This window comes from Pseudomonas sp. Pseusp10, from assembly GCF_059492225.1.
Window position 1 is genome coordinate 831,451 of the sequence record NZ_CP168528.1, and the last position, 22,413, is coordinate 853,863.

Consider the following 22,413-nt stretch of genomic DNA (forward strand, 5'->3'; position numbering starts at 1 on the left):
CACGGAAATTGGCAGGCGCAAGCGAGCGAAATGATCTAGGAAACGTCCTGCAAAGGAAAGGGAACGGGCCGTCGGAAACACTGATTTCTTTGTACGAAATATCGCCAGGATCGCCACTCGTGTAGGAGCGAGCTTGCTCGCGAAAAACCTGAGGGCGCCGTGGGGAATCAGGTTTCCCGCGTTATCGTTGACCTCCATCGCGAGCAAGCTCGCTCCTACACGAGGCCCCGCGCCAACCGATCCCCGCCCACTGATATCTATTCGGCGCGATCCATTGTGGGAGCGAGCTTGCTCCGGGCGGCGTTCCGACGATGGCTATTTCACAGGCACCGACCTGTTACTTCTTACAGTTTCGGTCCGGCCAAAAGAAGCTCAGTCTGTCCTGAGTCAAAGCGAAGGGCCGTCAATGCAATGGACGCTTATCACCACACCGCGACACCAACACTGTCGGTCATCGATCCACGCGCCCTGACGGTTCGCAGCGTGGGTTACTGCCGTCATCTCGACAGCCCGGAGATTGACCCACGCATCACCCGGCAACGCTTCGACGCGGCAGGTCACTTGATCGAGTCGTGGGATCCACGGTTGTGGGGCACGGCCTCGAAGCCGAACTTGACCACGATCTACGGCTTGAGCGGCCAACCGTTGCTGACAGACAGCGTCGATGCCGGGCGGCAGTCGAGTTTGCTAGATCAGGCCGGTTCGCCCTGTTCGTTTTGGGATGCACGAGGCAGTCAGCGTCAAACGGTGTTCGACGAACAACAGCGACCGATCACCGTCACGGAACAGGCTGCGGGAGAACGACCTTGTGTGGTGGAGCGCTTGACCTATGGTGGCTCTGCCCCCGTGTTCGCAGTGCACAACCAATGCGGACAATTGATCCGCCATGACCATCCGGCCGGCACCCAAATCTTCCCCGCTTATGGACTTTCGGGTGCCGTGCTGATTGAAGAACAACGTTTCCTCGCTGACCTCGAAACTCCCGATTGGCCCTTGGACACTGATGAGCGCGAGACGTGGCTGGAAGATCAGTCATTTCTCACCCGTTACACCTTCAATCCCGGCGGAGGGCTTCAGCGACAAATTGATGCGATGGGTAACGTTCGCGCCTTTGGCTACGACGTGGCGGGCAAATTGAGTGAGGCCTGGCTGCACATGGCCGGTGAGGACAAGCGACCGCAACGGCTGGTCAGCGCGATCCGCTACAACGCCCAGGATCAGGTCGAACTCGAAACCGCCGGCAATGGTGTAGTGACCCGCGCCGAGTACGCTGCCGATGACGGTCGGCTGATCCGGCTGGTGGCGGCAGTCGGCAGTCAGAAACCGGTGCAGGACCTGACCTACATCTACGACGCGGCGGGCAACATCGTCGAGTTACATGACAGTTCTCAATCCGTGACCCATTTCAACAACCAGCGCATCGACCCGATCAATCGCTACCGCTACGACAGCCTGTACCAATTGGTCGAAACCCAAGGCTGGGAGGTCAGCCAGCCGAGCCATGGGCCGAAGCTGCCGGCACTGTTGCCCACACCGCTGGACCCCAACCAACGGCGCAATTACACCCAACGTTTCGAATACGACCGGGCCGGGAATCTGATCACCCGTCACCACAGCGGCGCGCCGGGTTTCTCGATGTTCACCTCGGCGCTGAGTAACCGCAGTCTCGCGCAACGTGACGATGGTTCGCTGCCGGGAGAGGGTGATATTGCATTGGGTTTCGATGCCTGTGGCAATCAACGGGAACTGCAACGTGGTCAAGTCCTGACCTGGGACAGTCGCAATCAATTGCACCAAGTCACGTTGGTCAAACGCGAAACCGACCCCGACGACTACGAGTGCTACCGCTACGACCGCCCCGGCCATCGCTTGCGCAAAATGGGATTCGCCCAAGGCAGCGGCCGCACCCTGCGCACCGAGGTCCGTTACCTCCCCGGACTGGAAATCCACCGCCAGGCCGATGGCGAAGAGCACTACGTCGTCAGCATCGAAGCCGGACGCAGCGCTGTTCGGGCATTGCATTGGCCCGAAGGTGTTCACGACGATCAACTACGCTACAGCCTCAGCGATCACCTCGGTTCCAGCACCCTGGAACTGGATGATGAGGCGGGTGTGCTGACTCAGGAGCACTATTATCCGTTCGGGGGTACAGCCAGTTGGGCAGGCAAAAATGCCTTGGTGGCGAAGTACAAGACTATTCGGTATTCGGGCAAGGAACGGGATGCGACTGGGCTTTATTACTACGGGTATCGGTATTACGCGCCGTGGTTGCAGCGATGGATCAGCCCGGATCCACTAAAGACATTTGATGGTTTAAATGTATATATATTTGTCGGTTCAAATTCGCTTAATTATTTGGATGTATCCGGGTTGGTAGGTGAGCGCGCAGTAGCCTCGCATCTGGATATTGATATGGATTACATTATTAGTAATGATGCATATTTTGAATATTCAAATTTTAGTCAGTCTGATCGGAGTTCATCTGCTGGCATCGAAACGTTGGATGCTAGACCTGGGGTACTTTGGGGTGATCAGGATCAGTACTTAGAGAATGCATGGGGCTCTTATGCTTATACCCCGCCAAGATCCTATTACGATCCGGAAAGTTTTGAACGCGCCAAACTAAAGCTTCAGGATGGTACCGGTCCTATAATCATTACCACAATGTTTGAGCATGTACATGATCCAATGAATCCTTACAAAATCAGCTCCAAGCACTGGAATGGTATAGATGAGTTCTCAAATACTTTTTTTCCTGAAGTATGGAAGCTCCAATCTAATTTTAAGCTGAGCAAAACCAAGGATTATTTTGCGAGCCAAGTAGTCAGTTATCAGTATGAGCAGATATCAAAGAAAATGGGTTTTTTCGGGGTTTTACCTTCTGTTGTAGAAAACCAATTTGTGATGAATAAACAAACATTAGAGGCGACAGTAGAACTCCAAACATTATCGCCTGAGATGTTACGTGTATTCCTCAATATGACACCCATAGGTAAAGGGACACAAATTGCATTGAAGGAATTCCAAATGGAGGCGCAATGGGTCCACCGTCAACCAGATCCGATTTTTCATCCAATTGTTGCTCACTTTTCTGTCGGGGTTATTCCGCGACGAAATGTAGTGACTTAACGCTTATTCAACCCCCGAGCCAACCGATCCCCGCCCAACTGAATCACTGCCACCAATGCCACCAGCAGCACAATCACCGTCAGCATGATCTGGCTATCAAAGCGCTGATAGCCATACCGATAGGCAATGTCCCCCAACCCGCCCGCACCAATCGCCCCGGCCATGGCGGAAGAGTTGATCATCGTCACCAGGGTAATGGTGAACCCACCGACAATCCCAGGCAGCGCTTCAGGCAACAACACATGCCAAACGATGTGCCAACGCCGGCAACCCATCGCCTGCGCCGCTTCGATCAATCCATGGTCGACCTCGCGCAAACTGACTTCGGCAATGCGCGCAAAGAACGGCGTGGCCGCGATGGTCAACGGCACCACGGCCGCCCATACGCCATACGTAGTGCCGACGATGAGCCGGGTGAACGGAATCAGCGCCACCATCAAAATCAGAAACGGAATCGAGCGAAACAGGTTCACGAACCCGCCCAGTGCGCGGTTCAGCGCTGGCGCTTCGTAGATGCCGCCCTTGGAGCTGGTGACCAGGATCACCGCCAGCGGAATGCCCGCCAACAGCGCGATCAACGACGACACGCCGACCATCAGGAACGTGTCGATGAAACCCTGCAGCAAGCGATCAAACCACATAGCCCAGTACCTCCACCTGTTGCGCCCAATGGCCGGCGCGCTGACGCAATTCTTCGGCATCGAGTGGGGAGTCCGTCACCGCCAGCAGCAGTTGCCCGAGGGCATGGCCCTGAATCCGTTCCACGCCACCTTGCAGCAATCGCACGCGGCCTCCGAGGGCGCTGAACAGTGCCGCCAGGTCCGGTTCCTCGCGTTGGCTGCCGGTGAACTGCAAGCGCAGGACTACGGCTGCATCTGAGGCGTTCGATTGCGGCTGCAAACGGCTTTGCAGTTCTTCCGGCAATGCGTGTTGCAACGGCGCCAGCAACGTCTTGCTGACCTCATGTTGTGGATTGCCGAAGACTTCCCACACCGGCCCCTGCTCGACGATGCGCCCGTGTTCGAGGACGACTACGCGATCACAGATCTCGCGGATCACCGCCATCTCGTGGGTGATCAGCACAATGGTCAGGCCCAGGCGCTGATTGATCTCGCGCAGCAGGCCGAGAATTGATTGCGTGGTCTCCGGATCCAGTGCCGAGGTGGCTTCGTCGCACAGCAGAATTTGCGGGTCATGCACCAGCGCCCGGGCAATGCCCACGCGCTGTTTCTGCCCGCCGGACAACTGCGCCGGGTAAGCCTTGTGTTTAGCCTGCAAGCCGACCAGTTCCAGCAGTTCGCGGACTTTTCGCTCGCGTTTTTCCTTGGGCACACCGGCGACTTTCAGCGGCAGCTCGACGTTCTGCCAAACGGTCTTGGCCGACATCAGGTTGAAGTGCTGGAAGATCATGCCGATGCGCCGACGCAGCGTCACCAGGCGGTCCTCATCGAACTCGCCGATGTCGACCTGATCGATCAGCACCCGACCGCTGCTCGGTTGTTCCAGACGATTGATGGTGCGGATCAGCGACGACTTGCCGGCGCCGCTGCGACCGATGATGCCGAACACTTCGCCGCGCTGGATCGCCAGGTCGATGCCGTGCAATGCGGCCACCGGGCCTTGCTGGCCGTTGTAGGTTTTGCCCAGGCCGATGAAGCGGACGTGGGCATGGTTGAGTTCGGGATGCAGCTCAGTGCGCTCGGCGCTTTGCGGCTCTGGAATCTCCAGTCGCCGTTGGATGGCGGCAGTCATGCTCAGCTTTCCCAGCCGGCTTGATAGAGCTTGCCGTGGGCCTTATCCAGTGCGGCGCGCACAGCGGGTGAGTGCTGGTAGATGTCGACGAACTTGATCAGGCGCGGGTCGGTTTTGCTCTTCGGCTGGATCACGAATTGAATCACGTACTCCTTGTGATCGAGGCCGTCGAACAGCAGTGCGGAGCCCGCATCGAAGGTTTTCGACAAGCGAATGTAGGCCGGGTAGCCCTGTACCAGATCGGCATCGTCATAGGCACGTACCAGTTGCACGGCTTCGACTTGCAGGATCTTGATGTGCTTCGGGTTAGCCACGATGTCTTCTTCGGTGGCCTTGTAGCCGACGCCGGGCTTGAGGGTGATCAGGCCGGCCTTGGCCAGCAGTTGCAAGCCTCGACCGCTGTTGATCGGGTCGTTGGCGATGGCCACGCTGGCGCCTTGCGGCAGTTCGTCGAAGCTTTTGTATTTCTTCGAGTAGAGGCCGACGTTGTTGATGATGCCCGGTGCGAACGGCACCAGGTCGAAACCCGAGGCAGCCTTGGCGTTTTCCAGGAACGGGATGTGCTGGAAGTAGTTCACGTCGATGTCGCCGGCGGCGAGGCTGACGTTTGGTGCGATCCAGTCGCTGAACTCTACCAGTTCGACTTTCAGGCCTTGTTTGTTGGCTTCTTCGGCGGCCGCTTCAAGGGGAATGGCGAAAGCGGCGGTGGTGCCGATTTTCAGCGGCGTGTCGGCGGCGAAGGTCACCGAGCTGAACAGGCCGAGGGCCAGGGCCAGTGCTTTGACTGGGTGAGAGAGGTAGTGCTTTTTCATGATGAGTTATCCAGTCAGTGCATTAAGTTTGTGGTGTCTGTTCGGGCCTCATCGCGAGCAAGCTCGCTCCCACAGGGGAATGCATTCCAAATGTGGGAGCGAGCTTGCTCGCGATGCTTTTAGCGTCGGAAAGTCGAACCGATGTGTTGCTCAGGCAAAAACGCCTCTTCACGAAACAGCTTCTGACGCAAAGTGCCGTTGTCATAAGCGGTCTTGTACGACCCACGGCGCTGCAACTCGGGGATCACCAGCTCGATGAAATCCTCATAGCTTTCCGGCGTGACGATGCGGGTCAGGTTGAAGCCATCCAGCCCGGTTTCGGCGATCCAGGATTCCAGCTCATCCGCCACTTGCTGCGGTGAGCCGACCACGGTGATGTAGCGACCGCCGAGGGCGTGTTGTTCCAGCAATTTGCGCCGGGTCCAGTCGTTGTTCTGCAGGTGTTTGGTGGCGGACTGGATCGCGTTGCTCTTCACGTACTGGATTGGCTCGTCGATCTCGTATTGGGAAAAGTCGATCCCGGTGGACGCCGAAAAGTGCGCCACGCCGGCTTCGGCACTGGCGTAGCTCAGGTATTCGGCGTGCTTGGTCCAGGCCAGCTCTTCGGTGGCGCCAACGATCACGTTCAGGCCCATGAACACCTTGATGTCCTCGGGATTGCGCCCGGCTTCGACGGCGCTGGCGCGCACCTTGTCCACCTGCGCCTTGGTCGATGCCTTGGTCTGGCCACTGATGAACACACACTCGGCATGCCGCCCGGCGAACAGCAAGCCGCGATCCGAACTGCCAGCCTGGAACAGCACCGGCGTGCGCTGCGGCGAGGGTTCACAGAGGTGATAACCCTCGACCTGATAGAACTCGCCCTTGTGCTCGACCTTGTGCACTTTCTCAGGCGAAGCGTAGATCCGCTGCTGCGGGTCGTTCAGCACCGCGCCGTTTTCCCAACTGCCTTCCCAGAGTTTGTAGAGCACCTCCAGGTACTCGTCGGCCTGGTCATAGCGGCGGTCATGCTCGACCTGTTCGCTCAGGCCCATGGCCTTGGCGGCGCTGTCCAGGTAGCCGGTGACGATGTTCCAGCCGACCCGGCCACGGCTGAGGTGATCCAGCGTCGACAGGCGTCTGGCGAACAGGTACGGCGTTTCGTAGGTGAGGTTGGCGGTCAGGCCGAAACCGAGGTTTTTTGTCACCGCCGCCATGGCCGAGACCAGCAACAACGGGTCGTTGACCGGCAGCTGGATCGACTCTTTCAGCGGCACATCCACCGAGTTCTGGTAGACGTCGTAGACCCCGACGATGTCGGCGATGAACAGGCCGTCGAACAGCCCGCGCTCGAGCAATTGCGCCAGTTCGGTCCAGTATTCGAGGGTGTTGTAGCGGGTTGACGTGTCGCGCGGGTGCGTCCACAGACCATGGTTGATGTGCCCGATGCAGTTCATGTTGAAGGCATTGAGCAGGATCTTCTTTTTAGCCATTCAGATGGTCCCCCGCAGTGGCGGGTTTTCATCGTTGAGGTAGTAATTGCCAACGGCGTGGTACTTCCAGCGCACCGGATCGTGCAGGGTGTGCACCCGGGCGTTGCGCCAGTGGCGGTCGAGACCGTGTTCGATCAAGGTCGCCTGGCTGCCGGCCAGTTCGAACAGCCTGCTGCCGGCGGCCAGTGAGATTTCGGTGCTGAGGGCGCGGGCTTCGGCGACGGCAATCGATGCGCCAGCGACGGTCTCGGCATTTGTGTCGGCCTGGGCCTTGTCGAGGTATTCACCGGCACGCTCCAGCAGCGCCTCGGCGGCGTGCAGGCGAATGCTCAGGTGGCCGAAGCTCTTGAGGGTCAGCGGATCGTCCGTGGCTTTTTCGTGGGTGGCGTCGATCCACGGCCGGGTTTTCGTGCGTACGAAGTGCAGTGCATCTTCATAAGCGGCGCGGGCGATGCCGGTGTCGATGGCGGCATGAAGAATCTGCGCCAGCGGGCCGATCGGGGTCGGGCGCTCGAATGCGCTTTGAAACGGGATGACATCTTCGGCAGCGACGTAGACATCTTCGAACACCACCGAACCGCTGCCGGTGGTGCGTTGGCCGAAGCCGCTCCAGTCGTCGATCACTGTCAGGCCTTTACTGTTGCGCGGGACGAACGCCAGTTGCTGCACGCCGTTTTCATCCACCACCGAGGTGGGAATGCGCTGGGCGTAAATCGCGCCCGTGGCGTAGAACTTGCGACCATTGATGCGATATCCGCTGCCATCGCGAGTCAGGCTTGTGACGCGGTCGTGTGCGGTTTTGGTTCCGAGCTCGGCCAACGCATTGCCGAAGCGCTGGCCGGCCAGCACTTCGGTATAAAGACGTTTTTTCTGCTCGTGGCTGCCGTTCACGCGCAGCACTTCGAGGGCGTAAAAATGGTTCTGCGGAATCTGTCCCAGCGAGCCGTCGGCCTGGGCGATCAGAGCGATGACCTTGGCCAGGGTGACGTTGGAAACACCGGCGCCGCCATATTCCTCTGGCACGCTGATGCCCCAAAGGCCCGAGCGGGAAAACACTTCCAGTTCCGGGTGTGGCAAGCGGCGCTCGCGGTCGCGCAGGGCGCTGTCGCGTCTGAAGTCTTCGGCCAGATCGCTGGCAATGATCAGTGCTTGTTCATCGCTGGTAATGACCGCGACGTGGTGAGAAATGCTCATGTGCTTCTCCAGATGTCTGGTCGTTAAATCCAGGAATGGCGATTAGGCAGCGTGCCGTTGAGGCGATAGGCGCCAACGGCGTGATATTTCCAGCGCACCGGATCGTGCAGCGTGTGCACCCGGGCGTTGCGCCAGTGGCGGTCGAGGTTGAATTCGGCGAGGGTCGCGCGGCTGCCGGCCAGTTCGAACAGCTTTTCGCTGGCCAGCAACGAAATCTCGGTGGTCAGCACTTTGGCTTCGGCCACGGCAATCGAGGCGCGGGCGGCGGACTCGGCGGTGAGCGGTGCGGCGCTGACTTCATCAAGCACTTGCCCGGCTTTGCGCAGCAGCGCTTCGGCGGCGTGCAGTTCGATTTTCAACTTGCCGATGTCGGCGATCACATACAGGTCATCGCTGGCCCGTTCGACCTTGGCGTCGATCCACGGCCGGGCGCGGGTTTTCACGAAGTCGATGGCGTCGTCGATGGCGCCTCGGGCGATACCGGCGTCGATAGCCGCTTGAATCAGTTGGGAGACGGCACCCTGGATGTTTGGCGTGTCGTTGATCCGCCAGTTATCCACAACCAGGTCGGGATCGACCTGCACGTTATTGAGCAAAAGGGTGCCGCTGGCGGTGGTGCGCTGACCGAAACCCGACCAGTCATCGACAATGCGCAAACCCGGTGTGCCGCGACGGATGAACGCCAGCACTTGTTTGCCGTCGTCGTTCAATGCCTTGACCGCGACCCAATGGGCGAACAGTGCACCGGTGGAATAGAACTTCTGGCCGTTGAGGACGCCGTCAGCGGTGAGGCGTGCCTTCAGTTCAAGGGTGTTTTTGGTGCCACGTTCCGGCCCGGCATTGCCGATGCGCCAGCCATCCAGGACGTTTTTGAACAGTTGTCTTTTCTGCGCTTCGGTAGCGCTGCCGAGGATCAGGTTAAGAATGCCGAACTGGTTTTGCGGGATCTGCCCAAGCGCCGGGTCGGCGGCGGAAATGATCGCGAAGACCTCGGCCAGGGTAACGAACGAAACCTGCGGGCCACCGTACTCGCGGGGGATGGAAATGCTGCCCAGGCCGCTACGGGTGAACTGTTCGATTTCAGACCATGGGAGCTTGCGCTGCTGGTCACGTTTGGCCGCTTGCAGGCGCGCGACTTGCGCCAGTTCGTGGGCCGCCTTGATGGCTTGAGCATCGTTGCGCAAGACTTGTGCGGGCAACAACAACGGGGCGATGTCCAGGTCACTCTGGACGATTGCGTCTGCCAGACTGGACATCAGTGCCACTCCTTGGCTGCACGCAATGCCCTGGCGATCTGCACTGGGGTGATTGTGTTCCGGACCATACCTACCTCACATCTTATGGAAGCGCCGCAGAAGGCGGCGAACGAAAACAAGGATGTCCGGTGGTCCGGTTCATATACCCTAAACGTGTATAAATATTTTATGAACTAACTTTTAGGAATATGAATAGAAGGATGATTCAGCTGGTGTGCACTGACCCCTGTCTTCATTGCTTGCGGGACTCGGCAGCCTTGAGCACTTTTTTCGGGGGGACTTTCAGATAAGGATTGGCACAACCAATCTTCAGGGTGCGGGCCGGTGCCCAGCGGGAGTTGTTGCCCACCCTGTCGAGAATGCAGTACGTCACTTCCAGCCGCAGATCTTCGCCGGCTTCGAGGATGATGGCCGGCGGTATCCAGACCTGGATCGGCTGGCCCACATCGGCGGACTTGAGCCGTGGCAGATCCATGCGCACATCGCCCCAGCGCAGGGTGATTTCGTCGTCGACGGCCATGTTCAGGTATGGCTCGATAGTCAAGGGAACACCGCGTTTGACCTGATTCGGATTGACCCCCTGACGGCGAATCGCCTCGGGAATGCTCACCGGTGCCAGGCACTGGTTTTCATCGCCGCACAGCGCCGAAGGTTGGCCGCCTGGACAGTCGAGTTTGATCTGCACGTTGCGGCTGACCGATACCGCCGGGCCCCGGCCAATTTGCATGACCCGGTAATGAATGCGCGAAGTACCGTTGGCGATAAAACTTTCAGGCACCCGCAACTGCACCGGTTGGCCGACATCGCTGGCCGTCAGCACGCGGGAGGCCACGTAGCAGTTGTCCCAGAACAGTTCAATCAGGTCACCTGCGTCCATGGCGGGGTAGGGCGCCACATCGATCAGCAGGTGCGCCGCGCAAGTGACGTTGATGCCAGTCTTGTTGGATTGCGCCAGGGTCGGGGCCGCAAGCCCGGATTTGTTCGAGGTGCTTTTCATGAAGTCTCCTTGAAGTCTTGCAACGAAGTCCGTTTCTGGAAAGTCAAAAACTAAATATCGAACAGCAAAACCTTTCATTACTTTGAATTGAAATAATGATTTGAGCGTGGTGAGTGTCGCTGGTTGGAGACTAGATAAGAGTTCTGGATAACCAGTGTCAATAAGATTTGTTAGTTGTGGCTGATGTTTGATGCTATTCAGAAAACTCCTACGGTGACAAGTAAGTAAACCCTGTCGCCGTGTCGACTTTATCTGCTGAATGCCTTGTTATGCGGACGTTTGGTGGCAGGTGGCCGGTCATTCCATGCGGTAGGTGACCGAATGGAGTCACTCGACTGAATTGTTGCGAAGCATATATATGTACCGCACGCGACTACAAAAAAGGCATGTCGAACATATAAGTTTAGTTTGATATTGTTGGGGTGGTTTTTTTGAATGGGGTGTCACTTCCATCCGTGGAAGTTGACCGTTGTTGCGCAGGTTATTAGTTGTGAGCGTTATTCAGGAACTTGCTGAGAAACTGCTTTGTCCGCTCTTCTTTCGGGTTGGCAAACAACGCCTTCGCTTCGCCTTGCTCGACGATCACGCCCTTGTCGAAAAACACCACCCGGTTGGCCACGTCCCGGGCAAATCCCATTTCGTGGGTGACGATCACCATGGTGCGCTTCTCTTCGGCCAGGCCGCGGATAGTCGCTAGCACCTCGCCCACCAGTTCCGGGTCGAGGGCCGAGGTCGGCTCATCGAACAGGATCACTTCCGGCTCCATCGCCAGCGCCCGGGCAATCGCCACGCGCTGCTGCTGACCACCGGAGAGGCGACGCGGGTAAGCGTCCTCCTTGCCCGCCAGACCAACCTTGGCCAAGAGCTTTTTACCCAGGGCAACGGCGTCGGCGTGCGGGATCTTCTTCACGATGATCGGGCCTTCGATGACGTTTTCCAGGGCGGTGCGATGGGGGAACAGGTTGAAGTTCTGGAACACGAAACCTACGTGCTGGCGCAAACGCCGCACCAGGCTCTGCTGCTGGTTCAGGGGACGGCTGGTATCGACCTCGATATCACCGACCTTGATCCGGCCGCTGGTGGGTTCTTCCAGAAAATTCAGGCAGCGCAGGAAGGTGGTCTTGCCCGAACCGCTAGGGCCGATGATTGCCACCACCTCGCCTTCCTTGACCTCAAGATCGATGCCGTTGAGCACGACTTGACCCTTGAACTGCTTTGTCAGTTTTTCCACGACAATCATCGGGTCAGGACTCCTGGTCGTGCCGATTGACCCGCGCTTCCAACTGGTTCTGCAGGTGCGACAGCACCGTGGCCAGGACCCAGTAGATCAGTGCGGCGGCAAGATACATGGTGAAGATTTCGAAAGTACGGGCGGTGATCAGTTGTGCCTGACGGAACAGTTCCGGTACCTGGATGGTGGCGGCCAGCGCAGTGTCCTTGACCAGCGAAATGAAGCTGTTGCCCAGCGGCGGCAAAGCCGTGCGCATCGCTTGCGGCAGGATGGCCCGGCGCAGGGTCTGCGCGCGGGTCATGCCGATACTGGCAGCCGCTTCCCACTGGCCGCGCTCGATGGAGCTGATCGCGGCACGCAGGATTTCGCAGGCGTAGGCGGCCATGTTCAGCGAGAAGCCGATCAGGGCTGCCGGCAGTGGATCAAGTTCCAGACCCAATTGCGGCAAGCCGTAATAGATCACGAACAGTTGCACCAGCAACGGCGTGCCGCGAAAGAACGAAACGTAGATGCGGGCGATCCAGCTCACCAGTTTGAAGCGCGACAGACGCATCAGCGCCAGGCCGAATCCCATCACCAGGCCGAAGAACATCCCGCCCAGGCTGAGGATCACCGTGTAGTACGCGCCCTTGAGCAGGAAGGGCACGGAGTCCAGTGCGAGTTGGAAAGCTTCTTCCATTATTGAGTGACGTCAGCGTTGAAGTATTTTTCCGAGAGCTTTTTCAGGGTGCCATCGGCGCGCAGCTTGTCGATTGCCTTGTTCACCGCGGCCAGCAGTTCAGGCTCGCCTTTGCGCAGGGCAATGCCGGCTTCCTGACGGGAGAACGCGTCACCGGCGGCGGTGGTGTCCTTGGCCTTCTTGGCGTATTCCAGTGCGGCCAGGCGGTCGATCAGAATGGCGTCGATACGACCGACACGCAGGTCCTGGAACTTGGTCGGATCATCTTCGTAGGTGCGGATGTCAGCCTTAGGCACGTTCTCTTTCACCCACTGCTCGTAGTTGGTGCCCAGGCCTACGCCGACTTTCTTGCCGGCCAGATCGGCGGCGGTCTTGATGGTGTCTTTGTTTTTAGTCAGGGTCAGCGCCTGAATCCCGGAAACGGTGTAAGGCGTGGAGAAGTCGTACTTCTTCTTGCGCTCTTCGGTGATGGTCACCTGGTTGATGACCGCGTCCAGACGCTTGGATTCCAGCGCCGCGAGGATGCCGTCCCATTTGGTTGGTTGCAGTTTGACTTTGACACCCAGCTCTTTGGCCAGGGCTTCGGAGAACTCGACTTCGAAGCCGGCCAGTTTGCCGTCGGCGTCGACGAAACTGAACGGTGGGTAAGTGCCTTCCAGGCCAACGTTGATCACGCCGGCGTCTTTGATTTTTTGCAGTTGCTCACCGGCAACGGCTTGGCCAATCAGGCCAGCGCTCAGAGCCAGGCCCAGCGAGCCCACCAGCAGATTGCGACGTAGTGCGGAAAAATTCATGACAAGCCCCTGTGTTTTCTTATGGAAGACGCTTTTGCGAAAATTTGGCGAAATCGGGAGTTAAGCGACAGCGCTATCCTGCCTTAAAGCAGCGTATGCGTCTCTCGGGAAATTCGCCTGTAGCATGACTATATGATGGCGTTTTTAGATTGGAAAATAATAGTTATTCTTCTGCTTATTTCATTTTGGAATAGCTTACGTTTTGACTGTAGGAGCGAGCCTGCTCGCGATGGTCGTCAACGATAACGCTGGCAACCTGACACCCCGCGGTGCCCTGTCGTCCATCGCGAGCAAGCTCGCTCCTACAGATAATCCTTGTAGGCAAACAGCGCCGGAGCCCCGCCGGTGTGCAGAAAGATAATCGGGCCGTCGTCGAAACGCTGACGACCAATCCCGTCGAGCAACCCGGCCATGGCCTTGCCAGTGTAGACCGGGTCCAGCAGCAAGCCTTCCTGACTCGCCAGCAGCTTCACCGCCGCCAGTGTGCCGGCATTCGGCTCGCCATAACGCGGGGCGAAGTATTCGTCCCACAACTCGACCTTGAAAGCGTCCGGCAGGTCCACGCCCAGCAGCTCGGCAGTGCGTTCGGCCAGGCCTTGAACCTTTGGCCGCTGATCTTCATCGCTGCGCGAAACCGTCACGCCGATCACTGGCAGATCCGGCAGTGCTTCACTCAATGCCAGTGCCAGGCCGCTGTGAGTGCCGGCGCTGCCCGAGGCCAAAACCACGGCGGAGAAGGCCAGGCCGGTGTCCTTGATCTGTTCGGCCAGTTCCAGCCCTGCACGCACGTAACCCAGAGCACCCAAGGCATTGGAGCCACCGATCGGCACCAGGTACGGCTTCTTGCCGTTGCTGCGCAGTCGGCCGGCCAGGGCTTGCAGTTGCTCGTCGGCGTTATCGAGGTTTTCCACCAGTTCGACCTTGGCATCGAACAGGTCGAGCAGCAGGCGGTTGCCATTGCCGGTGTAATTGCTGTCATCGGTGCCGAGGGGGTTTTCCAGAAGGGCTACGCAGCCCAGACCCAGTTTCGCCGCAATGGCAGCCGTCTGGCGCACGTGGTTCGATTGCAGCGCCCCCGCCGTGATCAAGGTGTCGGCGCCCTGGGCCAAGGCATCGGCGGCCAGGTATTCGAGTTTACGCAGCTTGTTGCCGCCCATCGCCAGCGGCGTCAGGTCATCGCGTTTGACGTACACGTCGCGACCCAGCCAGGTCGACAGGCGTTCGAGTTTTTCCAGGGCGGTGGGCTGACCGAGCAGGTCGAGGCGGTTAAAGCGGGCGAGCTGTTGTTTGATCATGGGTCCGTACTGGCCGTTGAAGGTCTCAGGACTATAGGCACGCCCAAAAGCCTGGGCAACCGCCAATCGCTTATAGCCAATCGTACTGAGCACAGCACTATTGGTTCTTAATTTGCCTTGCAACCCTTGCCGTAAAGTAATTGCCGTCAGTGCGGCCAGACAGTCCGGTCGCCCGTGAGGAGTTTTTACCGTGAGTGAGCGTTCCAGCCATTGGCAATTGCAGACCATCGTCAGCCAGCTGCGCACCGCGCGTGAGCAATGGCGAGCGCAAAATGGCCGGGCCAGTACCGAGCAGGGCGGTCGCGAGCTGCCCTCCCGTGCGGCCATGGCGGAGATTCTCGAAGCCCTGTGCGGGGCATTGTTCCCGATGCGCCTGGGGCCGGTGGACCTGCGCGAAGAGAGCGAAGACTTCTACGTCGGTCACACGCTGGATGTGGCGTTGAATGCGCTGTTGGCCCAGGCGCGGCTCGAATTGCGCTACGCCGCGCGCCACAGTGCCCAGGCCGATACCGAGGTCGAAGCCAAAACCATCCAGATCATTCAGGACTTCGCCCTCGCCCTGCCGGGGTTGCGCAGCCTGTTGGACACCGACGTGCTGGCGGCCTACCACGGCGACCCGGCCGCGCGCAGTGTCGATGAAGTGTTGTTGTGCTACCCGGGGATTCTGGCGGTGATTCATCATCGTCTGGCTCACCATTTGTACCGTGCCGGGCTGCCGTTGCTGGCGCGTATCAGCGCAGAAATCGCCCACTCGGCCACGGGTATCGACATTCACCCCGGCGCGCAGATCGGTCGCAGTTTCTTCATCGACCATGGTACTGGCGTGGTGATTGGCGAGACGGCGATCATCGGCGAGCGCGTGCGGATTTATCAGGCCGTGACGTTGGGCGCCAAGCGCTTCCCGGCAGACGAAGACGGTCAGTTGCAGAAAGGCCAGCCGCGGCATCCGATTGTCGAGGATGACGTGGTGATTTATGCCGGGGCGACGATTCTCGGACGGATCACCATCGGCCAGGGCTCGACCATTGGCGGCAACGTCTGGCTGACCCGCAGCGTGCCGGCGGGCAGCAACCTGACCCAGGCGAATCTGCAGCATGATGACGGGGCGCAGAAGTAGGCTCCAGAATCTTCTTTGACTGGTCTGGCCCCATCGCGAGCAAGCTCGCTCCCACAAGGTTTTCTGTCGTTCACAGCTTTTGTGTTCAACCAGGATCCACTGTGGGAGCGAGCTTGCTCGCGATTGAATTTCAAGCCGAATCGAGTCGCCAATCCCGCACCAGATCCTCCATTGAGCTAGCGTACAACCAGTACCGCCGAGCCCTGCGATTAGTCCTTAGCCCCCTATCCATGTTTAACTTGAACGTTCATTCAAGTTAAACCGGCGGTTCGCTGCCCGCTCACAACAGGAGGCTTGCCTTTGCTGAGTCCGATTTCTACAGCCACGTTTTACCCCTTCGAGGTGCACCGAACATGAGTGCATCGTCCATCCCTCCAAGCGGCCTGATCCGCATGAATCCGCCGGTGTTCTGGTTCTCGGCGAGTTTCATTCTGTTGTTTGGTGTCGTTGTCATCGCCATGCCCGAACAGGCCGGTGCCTGGTTGCTGGCGGCGCAAAACTGGGCGGCCAACACGGTTGGCTGGTATTACCTGCTGGCGATGACCCTGTATCTGGTCTTCGTGGTGGTCACCGCCTTGTCCGGCTACGGCAAGATCAAGCTCGGTGCCGACCACGACGAACCCGAATTCAGTTACCTGTCCTGGGCCGGCATGCTATTCGCCGCGGGGATCAGCATCACCCTGTTTTTCTTCTGCGTGTCCGAGCCGCTGACCCACATGTTGCAACCGCCCCAGGGCGAGGCCGGTACAGCGGATGCGGCGCGTCAGGCGATGCAGATATTGTTTCTGCACTGGGGCCTGCATGGCTGGGGCGTGTTCGCCTTTGTCGGCATGGCGCTGGCCTATTTCGCCTACCGGCACAACCTGCCGCTGGCCCTGCGCTCGGCGCTGTATCCGCTGATCGGCAAGCGCATCAATGGCCCCATCGGCTACGCGGTGGATGGTTTCGGCATCATCGCCACGGTGTTTGGCCTTGGCGCCGACATGGGCTTTGGTGTGTTGCACCTCAACTCGGGCCTGGACTACCTGTTCGGCATCGCCCACACCCAATGGATTCAGGTCGGCCTGATCACCCTGATGATGGGCGCGGCGATCATCGTCGCCGTATCCGGCGTCGACAAGGGCGTGCGGGTCATGTCCGACATCAACATGCTGCTGGCCTGTGCGCTGTTGCTGTTCGTGTTGTTCGCCGGTCCCACGCAGCATTTGCTCAATACCCTGATCCAGAACCTCGGCGATTACCTCGGCGCCTTGCCGATGAAGAGTTTCGACCTCTACGCCTACGACAAACCCAGCGACTGGCTGGGCGGCTGGACAGTGTTCTACTGGGCCTGGTGGATCGCATGGTCGCCGTTCGTGGGCTTGTTCATTGCGCGGATTTCCCGTGGCCGCACCATCCGCGAATTCGTCTTCGGCGTGCTGCTGATTCCGCTCGGGTTCACCCTGGCGTGGATGTCGATTTTCGGTAATAGCGCCATCGATCAAGTGCTCAACCACGGCATGAGTGCGCTCGGCATGTCGGCCATCGACAATCCGTCGATGACGCTCTATCTGCTGCTGGAAACCTACCCGTGGAGCAAAACCGTCATCGCGGTGACTGTGTTCATCAGTTTCGTGTTCTTCGTCACTTCCGCCGACTCTGGCACCGTGGTGCTGTCGACGCTGTCCGCCAAGGGCGGCAGTCCCGATGAAGACGGGCCGAAATGGCTGCGGGTGTTCTGGGGTGCGATGACCGCACTGGTGACCAGTGCATTACTGTTCTCGGGCAGCATCGATGCGTTGAAGTCGGCGGTGGTCCTGACCTCGCTACCGTTCTCGTTGATCTTGCTGTTGATGATGTGGGGGCTGCACAAGGCGTTTTATCTGGAATCGCAGAAAAAGATTGCGCAGATGCATTCACTGGCGCCGGTCTCGGGTTCCCTGCGTGGCAAGGGCGGCTGGCGTCAGCGCCTGAGTCAGGCGGTACATTTTCCGTCGCGGGACGAGGTCTATCGCTTCCTCGATACGACGGTGCGCCCGGCGATTGAAGAAGTGTCTGCCGTGTTCATCGAAAAGGGTTTGCACGTAGCGACCCACCCTGACCCGGCCAATGACAGCGTCAGCCTGGAGATCGGCCATGGCGATCAGCATCCGTTCGTTTATCAAGTGCAGATGCGCGGCTATTTCACGCCGTCTTTTGCCCGGGGCGGCATGGGTTCCAAGCAGCTCAACAATCGCCGTTACTATCGGGCCGAAGTGCATCTGAGCGAGGGCAGTCAGGACTACGATCTGATGGGGTACACCAAGGAGCAGATCATCAACGACATCCTCGACCAGTACGAACGGCACATGCAGTTCCTGCACCTGGTGCGTTGATCGCGGGCAGGGCGCCGGGGCTTTTCAGGTCTCGGCGCTCAGCACCATGAACAACACCAGTGCCGCCACCGGAATGCTGAACACCATCGTGCCGATCCCCAGTTCCGTACTCAACGACTGGCCGGCGGTTACCACGCCGACGGCGCCGTTGATCACTGTCAGCGCCAGCCACAGGATCACGAAACTGTAGGTGAGTGTCTGGCGGCTGAAGCCGAGTTTCTCGCCGATGAACAGCATCAGGGCGAGCAAGGCGAGGCCGAAGGTGATGATGATTGTGGTGTGCATGGCTGGTTCCGTCCTGGTGATAGGTATCGCCTCTTCATTGCTTTGGCGACTTTGTTCCTGTCGACCCTGATCACGCAAGCCTGTCGCTGTTTTGTTCCATTCTCCGGGCAAATAAATTTTCTGTGAAACGTTTCAGCAATTCATCGACTCTCAGGTTTTTTGGCTTTGATCCGGGCGTATGCTGGGCGACTGGCAAACCAGTCGATACCAGATTCAAGACCGACAAGAGAGGATTCGATGACTTACACCGCTGCCGAAAACCGCTATGACGCCATCCCTTACCGCCGCGTAGGCCGCAGCGGTCTGGTGTTGCCGGCGCTGTCGCTGGGCCTGTGGCATAACTTCGGCGACAGCACGCCGATCGATACCCAGCGCGCGTTGTTGCGCACGGCATTCGACCTGGGCATCAACCATTTCGACCTGGCCAACAACTATGGCCCGCCGTATGGGAGCGCCGAGATCAACTTCGGTCGTTTGCTGCGTGAAGACTTCAAGCAGTACCGTGACGAACTGATCATTTCCAGCAAGGCCGGTTGGGACATGTGGCCGGGCCCTTACGGTCAGGGCGGCGGTTCGCGCAAGTATGTGCTGGCCAGCCTCGACCAGAGCCTTCAGCGTCTGGGCGTGGACTACGTCGACATCTTCTATTCCCACCGATTCGACCCGGATACGCCACTGGAAGAAACCGCCAGCGCACTCGCGACAGCGGTGCAACAGGGCAAGGCGCTGTACATCGGCATCTCGTCTTATTCCGGGGTGAAAACCCGTGAAATGGCCGCGTTGCTCAAGGAGTGGAAAGTCCCGTTGCTGATCCATCAACCGGCGTACAACCTGCTCAATCGCTGGGTGGAAGAAGACCTGCTGGATACCACCGACGAACTCGGCACTGGCGTGATTGCCTTCACGCCACTGGCCCAGGGCTTGCTGACTGACAAATACCTCAACGGCGTGCCGGCGGATGCGCGGGTCAATCGTCCGGGTGGAGGCTCGTTGCAGGCGTCGCACTTGTCCGAGGCCAACATCGCCCACGTGCGAGCGCTCAACGAAATTGCCAGACGTCGCGGTCAGAGCCTGGCGCAACTGGCGCTGGCCTGGACCCTGCGCGATCCTCGGGTAACTTCGGCGCTGATCGGTGCGAGCCGGCCGGAGCAGATCATCGAGAACGTCGGGGCGTTGAAGAACCTGAGCTTCAGTGCAGAGGAACTGGCGGAGATAGATCGATTTGCCCAGGAGGGTGGGATCAATCTTTGGGAGAAGCCTTCGACTGCGGAGTAAGTGATCGGCACTGGATTTTTGGTGCCTGTTCCGGCCTCTTCGCGGGCAAGCCCGCTCCCACAGGTTGGTGGTCGACACAAATCCCATGTGGGAGCGGGCTTGCTCGCGAAGGGGTCAAGACAACCAGTAAAGAATTTGGAGCTCAACGAAAAAACGGCACATCCCCCAACACCGTCGCCCGCTGCATCACCCGCCGCGCCGGGCGGTAATCGTCTACCGCGTAATGCTGGGTCACGCGGTTGTCCCAGAACGCAATGTCGTCCTGCTGCCAGCGCCAGCGTATGGTGAATTCCGGCCGTGTGGCGTGGGCAAACAGAAACTTCAGAATCGCCTCGCTCTCGGTTTCCGACAACTCGTTGATCTTCGAGGTGAAGCCTTCATTGACGAACAGCGAGCGCCGTCCGCTCACCGGATGCGTGCGGATCACTGGATGCGACAGTGGCGGATTCTTGCGCCGTGCTTCCTCCCACTGGGCCAGCGCCTCGGGCGTGTTGCCATAGCGCTCCAGCGGGAACGAACGGGTGAAATCGTGGGTGGCGGTCAGGCCTTCGAGCAAGGTTTTCATCGGTGCCGACAAGGCTTCATACGCCGCGATGCCGCTGGCCCACAACGTGTCGCCGCCAAACTCCGGCAGCAGCTTGGCACTGAGCACCGCGCCCATTGCCGGGGTCGGCAGGAAGGTCACGTCGGTGTGCCAGATCGCGTTATCGCGCACGTCGGTGACGGCGGTATCGAGGATCAGCACTTGCGGTTGTTCCGGCACATTGGGGTAGATCGGATGAATGTGCAGGTCGCCGAAACAGGCGGCGAATCGTGCTTGTTGCTGCGGTGTGATCGGCTGGTCGCGAAAGAACAGGACTTGATGTTTGAGCAGGGCTTGTTCGATGGTATTGCGTTGTTCCGCGCTCAGTGGCTGGCTGATGTCGATGCCGCTGATTTGCGCGCCGAGGGCCGAGCTTAAGGGGACAATGGTTGGGTGGCTCATGGTGGTTCTCATTGATCCGGGGGTGTCGAGCTTTTGTGGGAGCGAGCTTGCTCGCGATAGCGGACGGTCAGGCGACACAAGTGTTGAACGTGCAACCGCCATCGCGAGCAAGCTCGCTCCCACAGGGGTACTCACAGGGCAATTATTCAGTGGGCCTGGCCATGCCACGGCACCAGCTTGCGTTGCAGGGCACGCAGGCCCATTTCCATCGCGAAGGCGATCAGCGCGATCACCAGAATCCCTAGCACCACCACATCAGTGACCAGGAACTGCGCGGCCGATTGCACCATGAAGCCCAAACCGCTGGTGGCAGCGATCAACTCGGCGGCGACCAGGGTCGACCACCCCACGCCGAGGCCAATGCGCACACCGGTCAGAATGTCCGGCAAGGCACTCGGCAAAATGACGTGGCGAATCAACTGTACGCGCGTTGCGCCCAGCGACTGCGCGGCACGCAATTTGGCCGGGTCGACCGTGCGCACACCGGTGGCGGTGGCGATGGCAATCGGGGCGAAGATCGCCAGGTAGATCAGCAGCACTTTCGACAATTCACCGATACCGCACCAGATCACGATCAGTGGCAGGTAGGCCAGCGGCGGAATCGGCCGGTAGAACTCGATCAACGGATCGAGCACGCCACGGGCGATACGGTTGGCGCCGATGGCTATCCCCACCGGCACGGCGGTCAGCACCGCGAAGCCCAGGCCCAGGCCGATGCGGCTGAGGCTGGCGCCGAGGTGCTGCCACAGGGTTGAGTCCATATAACCCGAGGTCGCCAGTAGCCAGCCTTTTTGCAGCACGGCGGAAGGAGGCGGCAGGAACAGCGGCTCGATCAAACCGGTCGCCGTAACGACCCACCAAATGGCAACGAGCGCGGCCAGTGTCAGCACGCTGATCCAGCGAGTACTCAAGTGGCGATTTACCGGAATCACGGCTGAGCCCGGTTTTATCGCCGCGACGGGGATTTCATAACTGCTCATGCGCGCTCCTGCCGCTGGGCGGCACTGCGTTGGGAGAACACTTTGGCGAGTACGTGTTCGCGGGTTTCGATAAAGCGCGGGTCGGATTTGATCGAACGAGCCGACTCACCGGCGGCGTAACGTTGACCGAAATCGAGGCTCAGGCGCTCGACGATTTGCCCCGGGTTCGGCGCCAACAGAATCAGGTCAGTGGCGAGGAACACGGCTTCTTCAATGTCGTGGGTAATCAGGAACACCGGTTTGGCGGTGCGTCGCCAGACTTGCAGCAACAGTTCCTGCATCTGCTCGCGGGTGAAGGCGTCGAGGGCGCCGAAAGGTTCGTCCATCAGCAACACGCGCGGGTCGGCGGCGAGGGCACGGGCCAGACCGACACGCTGCTTCTGGCCGCCCGAGAGCTGCCAGATGCGGCGCTGTTCAAAGCCGGAAAGATCGACCAGGGCGAGCATTTCCCTGGCGCGAACTTCGCGTTTGTCCCGGGCGATGCCGGCCAGTTCAAGACCGAAACCGACATTGGCCAACACGTCCTGCCATGGCAACAGCGCATCGTCCTGGAACACTACGCCGCGCTCGGCGCTCGGGCCTTTGACGGGCACGCCATCGAGGGTGATGCGCCCGGCGCCGGGCTCGACGAAACCGGCAATCAGGTTCAACAGCGAAGTCTTGCCACTGCCGGACGGGCCGAGGGCGACCAGCAATTGCCGGGGGCCGAGGCTCAGAGAGATATCCGCCAACACCGGTTCCGGGTTGCCGGGGTACTGTGCGCTGATACGCTCCAGCTGTAGCAAGGCCATCGCATTGACTCCCGA

The 22,413-nt window shown here is 59.4% G+C and carries 19 protein-coding genes; 4 read left to right on the top strand and 15 right to left on the bottom strand.

Going from position 1 to position 22,413, the window contains the following annotated elements:
* Positions 1 to 411: 411 nt before the first annotated feature.
* Positions 412 to 3,129 (top strand): RHS repeat domain-containing protein, encoded by a 2,718-nt coding sequence (locus ACEN8Z_RS03725; protein WP_495596812.1) that lies wholly within the window; start codon positions 412 to 414, stop codon positions 3,127 to 3,129.
* On the opposite strand, the gene ACEN8Z_RS03730 is transcribed toward ACEN8Z_RS03725, so the two are convergent.
* From ACEN8Z_RS03730 to ACEN8Z_RS03780, 11 genes are all read right to left on the bottom strand, one after another.
* Entirely contained in the window at positions 3,126 to 3,770 is a 645-nt protein-coding gene (locus ACEN8Z_RS03730) for a methionine ABC transporter permease (RefSeq protein ID WP_007999735.1), read from the bottom strand. The two genes, ACEN8Z_RS03725 and ACEN8Z_RS03730, sit on opposite strands and share 4 nt — an antisense overlap.
* A complete protein-coding gene (locus ACEN8Z_RS03735; protein ID WP_495596813.1) occupies positions 3,760 to 4,881 on the bottom strand; it encodes a methionine ABC transporter ATP-binding protein in 1,122 nt (373 codons plus the stop codon). The genes ACEN8Z_RS03730 and ACEN8Z_RS03735 overlap by 11 nt, the downstream gene beginning before the upstream one ends.
* Before the next feature lie 2 nt (positions 4,882 to 4,883).
* On the bottom strand, positions 4,884 to 5,693 hold the full coding sequence (locus ACEN8Z_RS03740) for a MetQ/NlpA family ABC transporter substrate-binding protein (protein WP_495596814.1): 810 nt from the start codon (positions 5,691 to 5,693) through the stop codon (positions 4,884 to 4,886).
* Between the two features lie 119 nt (positions 5,694 to 5,812).
* The gene (locus ACEN8Z_RS03745; RefSeq protein ID WP_495596815.1) at positions 5,813 to 7,165 is read right to left on the bottom strand and encodes an LLM class flavin-dependent oxidoreductase; all 1,353 of its coding nucleotides are present in this window, start codon (positions 7,163 to 7,165) and stop codon (positions 5,813 to 5,815) included.
* Complete coding sequence (locus ACEN8Z_RS03750) at positions 7,166 to 8,359, bottom strand: SfnB family sulfur acquisition oxidoreductase (protein WP_495596816.1); 1,194 nt, start codon at positions 8,357 to 8,359, stop codon at positions 7,166 to 7,168.
* A 23-nt stretch (positions 8,360 to 8,382) separates the two neighbouring features.
* The gene (locus ACEN8Z_RS03755) at positions 8,383 to 9,615 is read right to left on the bottom strand and encodes an SfnB family sulfur acquisition oxidoreductase (RefSeq protein WP_495596817.1); all 1,233 of its coding nucleotides are present in this window, start codon (positions 9,613 to 9,615) and stop codon (positions 8,383 to 8,385) included.
* A gap of 232 nt (positions 9,616 to 9,847) precedes the next feature.
* Complete coding sequence (locus ACEN8Z_RS03760) at positions 9,848 to 10,612, bottom strand: hypothetical protein (protein ID WP_495596818.1); 765 nt, start codon at positions 10,610 to 10,612, stop codon at positions 9,848 to 9,850.
* Positions 10,613 to 11,096: 484 nt separating this feature from the next.
* Positions 11,097 to 11,852 carry an L-cystine ABC transporter ATP-binding protein TcyN gene (tcyN, locus tag ACEN8Z_RS03765; RefSeq protein WP_477753105.1) on the bottom strand — a complete coding sequence of 252 codons (756 nt, stop codon included), beginning with the start codon at positions 11,850 to 11,852 and terminating at the stop codon, positions 11,097 to 11,099.
* A gap of 4 nt (positions 11,853 to 11,856) precedes the next feature.
* The gene (gene tcyL, locus ACEN8Z_RS03770; RefSeq protein ID WP_007972897.1) at positions 11,857 to 12,522 is read right to left on the bottom strand and encodes a cystine ABC transporter permease; all 666 of its coding nucleotides are present in this window, start codon (positions 12,520 to 12,522) and stop codon (positions 11,857 to 11,859) included.
* Positions 12,522 to 13,316, bottom strand: a complete 795-nt coding sequence (gene tcyJ, locus ACEN8Z_RS03775) for a cystine ABC transporter substrate-binding protein (protein ID WP_108231455.1) — start codon at positions 13,314 to 13,316, stop codon at positions 12,522 to 12,524. The genes tcyL and tcyJ overlap by 1 nt, the downstream gene beginning before the upstream one ends.
* 302 nt (positions 13,317 to 13,618) lie before the next feature.
* The gene (locus ACEN8Z_RS03780) at positions 13,619 to 14,611 is read right to left on the bottom strand and encodes a D-cysteine desulfhydrase (protein ID WP_495596819.1); all 993 of its coding nucleotides are present in this window, start codon (positions 14,609 to 14,611) and stop codon (positions 13,619 to 13,621) included.
* Positions 14,612 to 14,801: 190 nt separating this feature from the next.
* On the opposite strand from ACEN8Z_RS03780, the gene epsC reads away from it, so the two are divergent.
* Both epsC and betT read left to right on the top strand, forming a co-directional pair.
* Entirely contained in the window at positions 14,802 to 15,728 is a 927-nt protein-coding gene (gene epsC / locus ACEN8Z_RS03785) for a serine O-acetyltransferase EpsC (RefSeq protein WP_007983137.1), read from the top strand.
* Positions 15,729 to 16,120: 392 nt separating this feature from the next.
* The gene (gene betT / locus ACEN8Z_RS03790; protein WP_162130689.1) at positions 16,121 to 18,082 is read left to right on the top strand and encodes a choline transporter BetT; all 1,962 of its coding nucleotides are present in this window, start codon (positions 16,121 to 16,123) and stop codon (positions 18,080 to 18,082) included.
* Positions 18,083 to 18,106: 24 nt separating this feature from the next.
* On the opposite strand, the gene ACEN8Z_RS03795 is transcribed toward betT, so the two are convergent.
* Positions 18,107 to 18,367 carry a hypothetical protein gene (locus ACEN8Z_RS03795; RefSeq protein ID WP_495596820.1) on the bottom strand — a complete coding sequence of 87 codons (261 nt, stop codon included), beginning with the start codon at positions 18,365 to 18,367 and terminating at the stop codon, positions 18,107 to 18,109.
* Between the two features lie 237 nt (positions 18,368 to 18,604).
* On the opposite strand from ACEN8Z_RS03795, the gene mgrA reads away from it, so the two are divergent.
* Positions 18,605 to 19,642, top strand: coding sequence for an L-glyceraldehyde 3-phosphate reductase (gene mgrA, locus ACEN8Z_RS03800; RefSeq protein ID WP_495596821.1), 1,038 nt, complete (start codon positions 18,605 to 18,607; stop codon positions 19,640 to 19,642).
* Positions 19,643 to 19,784: 142 nt separating this feature from the next.
* Here mgrA and tauD read toward each other — a convergent pair whose 3' ends face one another.
* From tauD to tauB, 3 genes are all read right to left on the bottom strand, one after another.
* Positions 19,785 to 20,627 (bottom strand): taurine dioxygenase, encoded by an 843-nt coding sequence (gene tauD / locus ACEN8Z_RS03805; protein ID WP_495596822.1) that lies wholly within the window; start codon positions 20,625 to 20,627, stop codon positions 19,785 to 19,787.
* Between the two features lie 146 nt (positions 20,628 to 20,773).
* A complete protein-coding gene (tauC, locus tag ACEN8Z_RS03810; protein WP_495596823.1) occupies positions 20,774 to 21,607 on the bottom strand; it encodes a taurine ABC transporter permease TauC in 834 nt (277 codons plus the stop codon).
* A complete protein-coding gene (gene tauB / locus ACEN8Z_RS03815; RefSeq protein WP_495596824.1) occupies positions 21,604 to 22,398 on the bottom strand; it encodes a taurine ABC transporter ATP-binding subunit in 795 nt (264 codons plus the stop codon). Before tauB ends, tauC begins: the two co-directional genes overlap by 4 nt.
* Positions 22,399 to 22,413: the final 15 nt, after the last annotated feature.

What these genes read in the sequence shown, in the direction of transcription:
- ACEN8Z_RS03725 (WP_495596812.1), top strand. Translation starts at nt 412, where the DNA reads ATGGACGCTTATCACCACACCGCGACACCAACACTGTCGGTCATCGAT.
- ACEN8Z_RS03730 (WP_007999735.1), bottom strand. Translation starts at nt 3,770, where the DNA reads ATGTGGTTTGATCGCTTGCTGCAGGGTTTCATCGACACGTTCCTGATG.
- ACEN8Z_RS03735 (WP_495596813.1), bottom strand. Translation starts at nt 4,881, where the DNA reads ATGACTGCCGCCATCCAACGGCGACTGGAGATTCCAGAGCCGCAAAGC.
- ACEN8Z_RS03740 (WP_495596814.1), bottom strand. Translation starts at nt 5,693, where the DNA reads ATGAAAAAGCACTACCTCTCTCACCCAGTCAAAGCACTGGCCCTGGCC.
- ACEN8Z_RS03745 (WP_495596815.1), bottom strand. Translation starts at nt 7,165, where the DNA reads ATGGCTAAAAAGAAGATCCTGCTCAATGCCTTCAACATGAACTGCATC.
- ACEN8Z_RS03750 (WP_495596816.1), bottom strand. Translation starts at nt 8,359, where the DNA reads ATGAGCATTTCTCACCACGTCGCGGTCATTACCAGCGATGAACAAGCA.
- ACEN8Z_RS03755 (WP_495596817.1), bottom strand. Translation starts at nt 9,615, where the DNA reads ATGTCCAGTCTGGCAGACGCAATCGTCCAGAGTGACCTGGACATCGCC.
- ACEN8Z_RS03760 (WP_495596818.1), bottom strand. Translation starts at nt 10,612, where the DNA reads ATGAAAAGCACCTCGAACAAATCCGGGCTTGCGGCCCCGACCCTGGCG.
- tcyN (WP_477753105.1), bottom strand. Translation starts at nt 11,852, where the DNA reads ATGATTGTCGTGGAAAAACTGACAAAGCAGTTCAAGGGTCAAGTCGTG.
- tcyL (WP_007972897.1), bottom strand. Translation starts at nt 12,522, where the DNA reads ATGGAAGAAGCTTTCCAACTCGCACTGGACTCCGTGCCCTTCCTGCTC.
- tcyJ (WP_108231455.1), bottom strand. Translation starts at nt 13,316, where the DNA reads ATGAATTTTTCCGCACTACGTCGCAATCTGCTGGTGGGCTCGCTGGGC.
- ACEN8Z_RS03780 (WP_495596819.1), bottom strand. Translation starts at nt 14,611, where the DNA reads ATGATCAAACAACAGCTCGCCCGCTTTAACCGCCTCGACCTGCTCGGT.
- betT (WP_162130689.1), top strand. Translation starts at nt 16,121, where the DNA reads ATGAATCCGCCGGTGTTCTGGTTCTCGGCGAGTTTCATTCTGTTGTTT.
- ACEN8Z_RS03795 (WP_495596820.1), bottom strand. Translation starts at nt 18,367, where the DNA reads ATGCACACCACAATCATCATCACCTTCGGCCTCGCCTTGCTCGCCCTG.
- mgrA (WP_495596821.1), top strand. Translation starts at nt 18,605, where the DNA reads ATGACTTACACCGCTGCCGAAAACCGCTATGACGCCATCCCTTACCGC.
- tauD (WP_495596822.1), bottom strand. Translation starts at nt 20,627, where the DNA reads ATGAGCCACCCAACCATTGTCCCCTTAAGCTCGGCCCTCGGCGCGCAA.
- tauC (WP_495596823.1), bottom strand. Translation starts at nt 21,607, where the DNA reads ATGAGCAGTTATGAAATCCCCGTCGCGGCGATAAAACCGGGCTCAGCC.
- tauB (WP_495596824.1), bottom strand. Translation starts at nt 22,398, where the DNA reads ATGGCCTTGCTACAGCTGGAGCGTATCAGCGCACAGTACCCCGGCAAC.